General features: G+C 72.5%; 8 protein-coding genes. 6 read left to right on the plus strand and 2 right to left on the minus strand.

Going from position 1 to position 9,639, the window contains the following annotated elements:
- The first annotated feature begins 23 nt into the window (after positions 1-23).
- From ADK65_RS23090 to ADK65_RS23110, 5 genes are all read left to right on the plus strand, one after another.
- Positions 24-1,241: an NAD(P)/FAD-dependent oxidoreductase gene (locus ADK65_RS23090; protein ID WP_053672246.1), complete on the plus strand. Its 1,218-nt coding sequence runs from the start codon at positions 24-26 to the stop codon at positions 1,239-1,241.
- Positions 1,241-3,850, plus strand: a complete 2,610-nt coding sequence (gene nirB, locus ADK65_RS23095) for a nitrite reductase large subunit NirB (RefSeq protein WP_053672247.1) — start codon at positions 1,241-1,243, stop codon at positions 3,848-3,850. The genes ADK65_RS23090 and nirB overlap by 1 nt, the downstream gene beginning before the upstream one ends.
- Positions 3,847-4,197, plus strand: coding sequence for a nitrite reductase small subunit NirD (nirD, locus tag ADK65_RS23100; RefSeq protein ID WP_053672248.1), 351 nt, complete (start codon positions 3,847-3,849; stop codon positions 4,195-4,197). The genes nirB and nirD overlap by 4 nt, the downstream gene beginning before the upstream one ends.
- A 45-nt stretch (positions 4,198-4,242) precedes the next feature.
- On the plus strand, positions 4,243-4,827 hold the full coding sequence (locus ADK65_RS23105; protein ID WP_053672249.1) for a TetR/AcrR family transcriptional regulator: 585 nt from the start codon (positions 4,243-4,245) through the stop codon (positions 4,825-4,827).
- Positions 4,828-4,906: 79 nt separating this feature from the next.
- Positions 4,907-5,674 (plus strand): SDR family NAD(P)-dependent oxidoreductase, encoded by a 768-nt coding sequence (locus ADK65_RS23110; protein ID WP_053672250.1) that lies wholly within the window; start codon positions 4,907-4,909, stop codon positions 5,672-5,674.
- 6 nt (positions 5,675-5,680) lie between these two features.
- On the opposite strand, the gene ADK65_RS39630 is transcribed toward ADK65_RS23110, so the two are convergent.
- Positions 5,681-6,859 carry a helix-turn-helix domain-containing protein gene (locus ADK65_RS39630; protein WP_053672251.1) on the minus strand — a complete coding sequence of 393 codons (1,179 nt, stop codon included), beginning with the start codon at positions 6,857-6,859 and terminating at the stop codon, positions 5,681-5,683.
- Between the two features lie 236 nt (positions 6,860-7,095).
- Between ADK65_RS39630 and ADK65_RS23120 the strand changes: the two genes are divergently transcribed.
- Positions 7,096-7,524 carry a peptidase inhibitor family I36 protein gene (locus ADK65_RS23120; RefSeq protein ID WP_053672252.1) on the plus strand — a complete coding sequence of 143 codons (429 nt, stop codon included), beginning with the start codon at positions 7,096-7,098 and terminating at the stop codon, positions 7,522-7,524.
- An 81-nt stretch (positions 7,525-7,605) separates the two neighbouring features.
- Here the strand turns inward: ADK65_RS23120 and ADK65_RS23125 are convergent, their stop codons facing one another.
- Positions 7,606-9,324, minus strand: coding sequence for a SulP family inorganic anion transporter (locus ADK65_RS23125; RefSeq protein ID WP_078956097.1), 1,719 nt, complete (start codon positions 9,322-9,324; stop codon positions 7,606-7,608).
- Positions 9,325-9,639 lie beyond the last annotated feature (315 nt).

Below are 9,639 nucleotides of genomic sequence, written 5' to 3' on the forward strand. Positions count from 1 at the left end.
ACCGGCACCGCAGGCTCGAGTGCATGACCTCGAATGAGCGTGTGGTGGTGATCGGCACCGGCCTCGCGGGCGTACGGCTCGCCCGGCGGCTCGGTGAGCTCGGCACGCCCGCGCTGCTGATCGGCGAGGAGGAGCACCGGCCCTACAACCGGGTCCTGCTCGCCGAGGTGCTGGCCGGACGGTACAGCCCCGAGGTGATCGCCCTGCCGGCGCCGGCCCGGATCGTGCGCGGCCGGGTCGTCGGCGTCGACCGCGCTCAGCGGACCGTCGCCTGCGCGGACGGGTCGGTGATCGCATACGACCGGCTCGTTCTCGCGACCGGCTCCAACCCCGTACTGCCGCCGCTGCGCGGGCTGTTCACCGAGAACCACGAACTGCCCGAGGGCGTGCACGCCTTCCGGACCATGGACGACTGCCTGGGGCTGTCGAAAGCGGTCCGGCCGGGCGCGCGGGCCGTCGTCGTCGGCGGCGGTCTCCTCGGCGTGTCGGCGGCCCGGGCCCTCGCCCTGCGCGGCGCCCAGGTCGTCCTCGCCCAGCAGTCCGAGCGGCTGATGGAGCGCCAGCTCGACCCGGCCGCCTCGAAGCTCGTCAAGCGGCACCTGACCGACCTGGGCGTCGAGGTGCACACCGAGTGCCGCGTGCGGGACGTGCGCTGCGTCGGCGGCGCGGTCCGCTCGGTGGAGATGGCCGACGGGTACGCGCTCGACGCGGACCTGGTGGTCGTCGCCTGCGGTGTGCGTCCCCGGGTCGGTCTCGCGCTGACCGCCGGGCTCGACGTCCGCAAGGGCGTCGTCGTCGACGACGAGCTGCGCACCTCCGACCCGTACATCCACGCCATCGGCGACTGCGCCCAGCACGCCGACGTGCTCTACGGACTCGCCACTCCCGCGCTCGAACAGGCTGACGCCCTCGCGGAGTTGCTGGCCGGTGACGCGAGCGCCCGGTACACCGGCACCCGTTCGCTGACCCGGCTCACCCTCACGGGGCACGACAGCCCCTTCGACCTCGCCGCGTTCGGCGAGACCGAGGCGCTCCCGGGCGACGACGTCGTCCAGCTCGCCGACGCCACCCGCGGCACCTACCGCAAGGTCGTCGTCCGCGACGACCGCCTGGTCGGCGGGGTCCTCGTCGGCGAACTCGGCACCGTCGGCGCGCTCGCCCGCGCCTGGGAGGGAGCAGAGCCGCTCCCCTCCGACGGCGGCCCCCTGCTCCACCTGCTCACCAACGATGGAGGCTCCTGATGACGGCCACCCCGGGGACGACCCCCACGATCGTGCTCGTCGGCCACGGCATGGTCGGCCAGCGCTTCCTCGAAGCGCTTGCCGAGCGCGGCCTGACCGCCACGCACCGCGTGGTCGTACTCTGCGAGGAGCCGCGTCCGGCCTACGACCGCGTCGCCCTCACCTCGTACTTCTCGGGGAAGACGCCCGAGGACCTCTCCATGACCGACATGGAGTTCATCACCACGCACGGCATCGAGCTGTACGTCGGCGACCCGGCCGAGACCGTCGACCGTGAGGCGAAGAAGGTCACCGCCCGTTCGGGCCAGGTCTTCGACTACGACACCCTCGTCCTCGCCACCGGCTCCTTCCCCTTCGTCCCGCCGGTCCCGAACAAGGACGCAGAGGGCTGTTTCGTCTACCGCACGATCGAGGACCTGCTCGCGATCGAGGAGTACGCCAAGTCGAAGGCGACGGTCGGCGCGGTGGTCGGCGGCGGCCTGCTCGGGCTGGAAGCGGCCGGTGCGCTCAAGGGCCTCGGACTCACCTCCCACATCGTGGAGTTCGCGCCCCGGCTGATGCCCGTCCAGGTGGACGACGGCGGCGGCGCCGCGCTGCTGCGCACCATCGAGGAGATGGGCCTGACCGTCCACACGGGCGTGGGCACGCAGGAGATCCTGGTCGACGCCGAGGGCGCCGTCACCGGCATGAAGCTCTCCGACGGCTCGGAACTGGCCACCGACATGGTGGTGTTCTCCGCCGGTGTGCGCCCCCGCGACCAGCTGGCCCGCGACTGCGGACTGACGGTCGGCGAGCGCGGCGGCATCACGGTCGACGAGCAGTGCCGTACGGTCGCCGACCCGCACGTCTTCGCCATCGGCGAGTGCGCGCTGGCCTCCGACGGCCGGGTGTACGGCCTGGTGGCCCCCGGTTACGAGCAGGCCGAGACGGCGGCGGCCACGATCGCCTCGGACGAGGCGTCCTTCACCGGCGCCGACCTGTCCACCAAGCTGAAGCTGCTCGGCGTGGACGTGGCGTCCTTCGGCGACGCGCACGGCACCGCCGAGGACTGCCTGGACGTCGTCTACTCCGACTCCCGCGCCGGCCTGTACAAGAAGCTGGTCATCGGCCGTGACGGCACGCTGCTCGGCGGCATCCTGGTCGGCGACGCGGAGGCGTACGGCACGCTGAAGGCCTTCACCGGCTCGGTCCCGCCGGTCTCGCCCGAGTCGCTGGTGCTGCCGGCCGGTGCCGGTGAGTCCGTCCAGCTCGGCCCGTCGGCGCTGCCGGACGACGCGATCGTCTGCTCCTGCCACAACGTCTCCAAGGGCACGATCCGCGGCGCGGTCACCGACCACCAGTGCACGACCGTGCCCGAGGTGAAGAAGTGCACCAAGGCCGGCACGGGCTGCGGCTCCTGCGTGAAGGTCCTCGGCCAGCTCGTCAACGCCGAGCTGGAGGCGAGCGGCGTCGAGGTCGACAAGGGCCTGTGCGGCTGCTTCGCGCAGACCCGCGAGGAGCTCTACGAGATCGTCCTCGCCCTGCGCATCAACAGCTACCAGGACCTGCTGGACCGCCACGGCCGCGAGGAGGCCCGGGGCGGTGACGGCTGCGAGGTGTGCAAGCCGGCCGTCGGTTCGATCATCGCCTCCCTCGCCCCGACGATCGGCGCGAGCGGCTACGTCCTGGACGGCGAGCAGGCGGCCCTGCAGGACACCAACGACCACTTCCTGGCCAACCTGCAGAAGAACGGCTCGTACTCGGTCGTGCCGCGGATCCCGGGCGGCGAGATCGCCCCGGAGAAGCTGATCGTGATCGGCGAGATCGCCCGCGACTTCAACCTCTACACGAAGATCACCGGTGGCCAGCGGATCGACATGTTCGGCGCCCGCGTCGAGCAACTGCCCCTGATCTGGGCCCGGCTGGTGGACGCCGGCTTCGAGTCCGGCCACGCCTACGGCAAGTCGCTGCGCACGGTGAAGTCGTGCGTCGGCCAGACCTGGTGCCGCTACGGCGTGCAGGACTCCGTGAAGATGGCGATCGACCTGGAGCTGCGCTACCGGGGGCTGCGGTCGCCGCACAAGCTCAAGTCGGCTGTCTCGGGCTGCCAGCGCGAGTGCGCGGAGGCCCAGTCCAAGGACTTCGGCGTGATCGCCACCGCCAACGGCTGGAACCTGTACGTCGGCGGCAACGGCGGCGCCACGCCCCGCCACGCCGACCTGCTCGCGCAGGACCTGTCGGACGCCGAACTGGTCCGGCTGATCGACCGGTTCCTGATGTTCTACATCCGTACGGCCGACCGTCTGGAGCGCACGTCGACCTGGCTGGAGCGGATCCCCGGCGGCCTCGACCACGTGCGGGACGTCGTCGTCCACGACTCGCTCGGCATCTGCGACGAGCTGGAGCAGCTGATGCGGGCGCATGTCGCGCACTACCGCGACGAGTGGGCCGAGACCATCAACGACCCCGAGAAGCTCGCCCGGTTCGTGTCCTTCGTGAACGCGCCGGACACCCCGGACCCCGTCGTCGCCTTCGTGCCCGAGCGCGACCAGATGAAGCCCGACCTGCCGCTGCTGTCCATCGGCATGCGCCCCGCCGCCGACGTACTGGAAGGAAGCGCCCAGCGATGACCCTGGCACCCGAGACCACCGACCTCACGATCGAGATCGCCCTGGACGACGACTGGTTCACGGTCTGCGACCTGCGGGCACTGCTCCCGGGCCGCGGGGTGGCCGCACTGCTGCCGGACGGCCGGCAGGCCGCGGTCTTCCGCGACCGCTCCGGTGACCTGTTCGCCATCGACAACCGCGACCCCTTCACCGGCGCGGCCGTCCTCTCCCGGGGCCTCACCGGCACCCACCAGGGCCGCCCCTTCGTCGCCTCGCCCCTCCTGAAGCAGCGCTTCGACCTGACGTCCGGCCAGTGCCTGGACGACGACACGGTCCGGGTGACGGCGTACAAGGTGCGGACCTCGTAGAACCTTTCTTGACCGATCATTCTCAACAGGCCTAGGCTGCGGAACGTGGCCAGGACCAAGGAGTTCGATCCGGACGCCGCGCTCCAGGCAGCTCTCGAGCTGTTCTGGCGGCGCGGCTACGAGGCGACGTCGATGTCCGACCTCGTCGCGCACCTCGGCGTGGGGCGCGCCAGCATCTACGCGACCTTCGGCAGCAAGCACGAGCTGTACCTGAAGGCGCTGGACCGCTACCAGCAGTCCTGTGACCCGCACCTGCTGGGCGAGCTGTCCCAGCCGGGGCCGGCCCTGCCCGCCGTACGGGCGGTGGTGCGCCGCTTCGCCGCAGAGTCCACGGCCGACGACCGCCGGCTGACCGGCTGCTTCGTCGTCAACACGGCCGCCGAACTGGCCCCGCACGACAGCGCCGCGTGCCGCCGCGTGGAGCACAGCTGGGACCAACTGGAGACCCTGCTGCTGTCGACCCTGGTCCGCGCACAGGCCCAGGGCGAACTGGGAGAGGACCGCGATCCGCGCACCCTCGCCCGCATGCTGCTGGTCCTGATGCAGGGGCTGCGGGTCGTCGGCAAGGCGTCGGCGGACCCGGGCCGGGTGCGGGACGCCGCGGAGCAGGCCCTGGCGCTGCTCGACTGAGAACGGGCACTCCGAGAGGGTGCCCTTTTTCATGCCCGAATACTGAACCGATCAGTCAAGAAACTTGGCAGGAGAGATCATGCGGAACCGTTTCATCGGCAGGACCGCCCTCGTCACCGGCGCGGGCTCCGGCATCGGACGGGCCACCGCCCTGGCGTTCGCGGCGGAGGGCGCGCACGTCGTCGTCGCGGGACGGCGCCGGGAGCCGCTGGAGGAGACCGTGACGCTGGTCGAGGAGGCGGGCGGCAAGGCCCTGGCCGTCACCGCCGACGTCACCCGGGCCGCCGACCTGCGGGATCTGGTCGACGCCGCCGTGGAGCACTTCGGCTCGCTCGATGTCGCGGTGAACAACGCGGGAGTCCTGGAGGCCGGCGGGCAGCCCGCCGCGGACGTCCCCGAGGACGCCTGGCGCCGCATGCTCGACATCAACGTCACCGGCGTGCTGCTCGCCCTCCAGGCCGAGGTACGCCACATGCGCACCCAGCCCGGTGGCGGCGCCATCGTCAACATCGCCTCGCGCATCGGCGTGCACGGCCGCATCCCCGGCATGACCGCCTACGGCGCCACCAAGGCGGCCGTGTCCGTCCTCACGCGCGGCGCCGCCCTGGACCACATCGCCGACGGCGTCCGCATCAACGCCGTCTCACCCGGAGCAAGCGCCACCACCATGTCCTTCAAGCCGGGCGAGACGGAGGCCGGCCGCGCGGAGCGCATGCGGAGCGCGGTACCGGTCGGCCGTGTCTCGACGGTCGAGGAGATCGCGGCCGCCGTGCTGTATCTGGCCTCGGACGACGCGGCCTCGGTCGTGGGCACCGACCTGGTGGTGGACGGCGGTTCGACGGCCTGAGCCGGTTCAGCGCGGTGGCCCCGCCGTCGTGGACGAATGCCGGGGAGCCGGGGAGCGGGGGGCATCGGCGGCGCGTTCGCAGTGGGGCCAGTCGCCGAAGTCGTGGTCCCGGCTCCACAGCTTGCGGGCCGCCTGGATGTTCCACTCCGGGTCCAGGGCCTCGCGCGGCGTGCCGCCCAGCTCGCGCAGGCGGGCGTCGGAGATCTGGAACAGGCCCCAGTTCCGGGTGCCGTTGGTGTTGGGCAGGATGTGCAGCGGGTCGAGGAAGGACTGGCAGTCGGCGATGGCCACGGCCTTGTCGGGCACCTCGGGGAACACTTCACGGACCCGTTCGCGCACCTTTTCCGGAGGCCACACGCTCATCCGCACGTCAGAGGTGTAGAGCGCCTTCTTGGTGGGTTTCGCGACGACTCCGTTGGGCTGCAGTCCGGCGAGCACCTGGAACGCCGTGACCCGGCGCAGGGTCTGCGGCCCGAAGTCCCCGTCCACACCGATGTCCGCGCCCTTGGCGTGCAGCAGACGCTGTACCTCCCGCACGCACTCGTCGTGCTCGCCCATCGCGATCACCGGCGGGCAGCCGGCCGAGAACAACGGCCGGTCCTCACCGGTGTCGCGTCCGCCGCCGGAGGAGGACCGGCCGTTCGTCAGGACCCAGGCGGAGACGCTGACGGCGGCGACGATCACGGCGGTGACGACGGAGGTGCGCAGCCGACGTCGACGTGACCGTCCGGCGGGTCCCGGGCCGGGCTCGGGGTCCGGCTGACCGGTCCGGCCGGGGGGCGGGGGCGGGGCGTCGGCCCGGTGGAGAGCAGGGTTCGAGGCGTCGGGTCGGTCCGGGGCCGGGGCGTCGGGCTGGTCCAGGGTGGGGGCGTCGGGCTGGTCCGGGGCCGGGGCATCGGGCTGGCCCGGGGCCGAGGCCGGGGCGTCCGCGGCGGCTCGCGCCGCGTCCGCGAGGGCCCACAGGCGGTGCAGGGTGCGCAGTTCGTCCGGGGTCGCGCCGCACACCGTGGCCAGCCGGTGGACGCTTCCGTAGTCCTGCGGCACCGAAGTGCCCCGGCAGTACCGGTGCAACGACGAACCGGACAGTCCCGACTTCCTCGCGAGGGCCTCGTAACTCAGCCCGGACCGGCTCTTGAGCGAACGCAGCAGCGCGGCGAACCGCTCCGTTTCAGGGCATGCGGACAATGCCTCTCCCCCCTCGGAATCCCCGACGGACGCTGGTCGGGCGTCTCGTGCCGACACTGTGCCACCAAAGGCGTCCCATGGCCGTCCCAACGGTTCCGGAACGCGCCAGGCAGGCGGTGGGACGCCGTCCCGGCATCCCAACCGGCCCCGCCGTCCTTGCCCGGCCCGGTCCCGCCTTGCCAGCGTCGGGCCGTCCGCAGCACCGACCGACCCCCGACTCCGAGGAGACCAGGCTCATGCGCCTTTCCGCACTCCGGCACACCCGTAGGAACCCGCTGCTCGCGGTTCTCGCCGTCAGCGCCGCGGCCGTCACCGCCCTGGCCGTGCCGAACTCCGCGTCGGCGGCCCCGGCCGCGCCGACCGCGGTGGACTGCGCGTCCGGCCACGTCTGTTTCTGGACCGGCGCCAACTTCACCGGCAGCAAGTGCTCGTGGGACGTGGCCGACCCCGACTGGCAGAGCGGTTCCATCCGCTGCTCCTGGGCCGCCACGACCAATGTGAAGTCCGTGTGGAACGCCGGCACCAGCAGCTCCAGCGGTGTCGCGTACTACCGGGGCGCCGACTACTCCGACCGCGTCGGCTGCACCCGCCAGCAGCACGGCGGCAACCTGGCCGGTACGTACAAGGTCCGCTCCCACCGGTGGATCTCGGGCAGCTGCGGCTGAACCGGCCCCACGCACCGACGCGGTGGCGTGCACGCCCACTCGGGTGTGCACGCCACCGCGGCATGTCCCGCAGCGACCGGGTCAGCCCACCAGGGGCGAGCGCGGCTGCTCCTCCGGCAGGGGCCGGGTGTCGAGGTAGAACCACTCGGCGCCGGCGGTGGGCCAGGGCGACGGTTCGGCCGCTCCCTCCTGCGCGCTGGTCCACGGCGACGGTCCGGCCGCCTCCTCCTGCGAGGTGGGAACCGGGCGCCTGGGCAGCGGCGCCGTCGCCGGAGCGTCGAAGACGGGCGTCTCGGAACCGGCCCGCTTCGGCTCCCCCGGCATCAGCAGCTCCACCCGCAGGCCGAGCCCCCGCTGCTGGGCGGTGAACTCCTCGACCTGGTTGCGGCAGGCGTGGTCCAGGTGGGTAACACCGGTCAAGTCGAGACGGATCCGGGGCTTCCCGGACGCGGCGGCCGCCTCCAGCGCGTCGATCACCTTCGGCAACCGCAGGAACGTGGCGTTGCCCGCCATGACGACCTTCGCCGTGTCCTGCTCGACGTGCTGGCGGACCACGGTCTGCGACATGCGCAGCGCGGCCAGCACGATCCCCGCGGCGAGACCGAACAGCACACCTTCCAGCAGCGCCGTCGCGACGATGACCAGCGTGGTCAGCGTCATCACGGCGAACTCGCCCCGGTCCTGCCGCCACATCTTCGGGAACTCGGCGGGCCCGAACAGCTTCCAGCCGCTGTGCACGAGGACGCCGGCCAGCACGGAGATCGGGATCAGCGCGAGCACCTGCGGCAGCAGCAGGGCGAACGCGAGCAGCCACAGGCCGTGCAGGGTGCGGGAGAGCCGGGTCTTGGCTCCGGCCTGGACGTTGGCCGAACTGCGTGCCACCACCGCCGTGACGGGGAGCGCGCCCAGGATTCCCGCGACGGTGTTGCCGGCGCCCTGCGCGATCAGCTCGGTGTTGTAACGGGTGCGCGGACCGCTGTGCATCCGGTCCACGGCGGCGGCGGTGAACAGGCTCTCCGCGGACGCGATCACCGTGAAGGTGAGGATGGCGGTGATGATCGTGCCGTCGGCGAGCCCCGCGAACTGCTCGGCGCCCGGCACCTGCACCGAGTCGAGGAGGTTGCCGACCTGGAGCGTCTTCACGTCGACGCCGGGCAGCGCGGCGACGACCATGCCGATGCCCACCGCGACCAGGGCGGCGGGTATCTTCCCGGCCGGCCCCGGCACCTTCTTCCACACGAAGCTGAGCACGATCGTGGCGACACCGAGCAGGGTGGCGATCATCGCCTGAGGACTCGTCAGGACGCCGGCCAGCAGCCCGGGGATCCCGGCCATGTTCTCGATCGGTGTGCCGGGGGCCTTGGCGTCGGCCATCGGGTACGCCTGGCTGAACATCAGCGGTACGCCGATGCCGGCGAGCATGCCCTGGACGACGGCGACGGAGATGGCCTGGAACATCCGGCCGAGGCGCACCAGCCCCAGGACGATCTGGAGGATGCCGGCGAACAGCACGATCACGCCGAGCATGGCCACGCCGACCTCGGCGACGGTCTCCGCGACCAGCGCGGCGAGCCCCGCGGCCGGGCCGCTGACCTGGAGCGTGCTGCCCTTGACCGCGCCCACGACCAGGCCGCCGATCACCCCGGAGATGATCCCCAGTTCGGCGGGCACGCCGGAGGCGACGGCGACCCCGATGCACAGCGGCAGAGCGACGAGGAAGACGACGAGGGAGGCGGTGATGTCGGTGACGAGGTCCGCCTTCGCTCGCCCCTTGCCGCCCATGCCCTTGGCACTGCTCATCAGTCCCCGGATCAGCCCGCCGACCGCACCGGCGCCCGAGCTGCCCGGGGCGTCCGAGCGCTCCGGGGCATCCGGACGGCCCGGCAGACGTCCGCCCGGCCCGTGATCCGAGCGGCCCCTCGACCCGCTCCCGGACACACCGCCCGACCAGCCTCCGGAGCTGTGCGGCGGCCCTTCCGGTGCCCCACCCCACACACCGCCGCCCGCCGCCCGGCTGCCTCGGGCAGCGGGCGCGGCGAAGTCCACGCCGGAGGCGGCCCCCCAGTCGTCCAGCCCCCCGGCCCCTCCTCCCCCGGTGCCCGCCCAGGTCTCACC

The sequence above is a fragment of the Streptomyces sp. NRRL B-1140 genome, assembly GCF_001280065.1.
GTDB lineage: Bacteria > Actinomycetota > Actinomycetes > Streptomycetales > Streptomycetaceae > Streptomyces.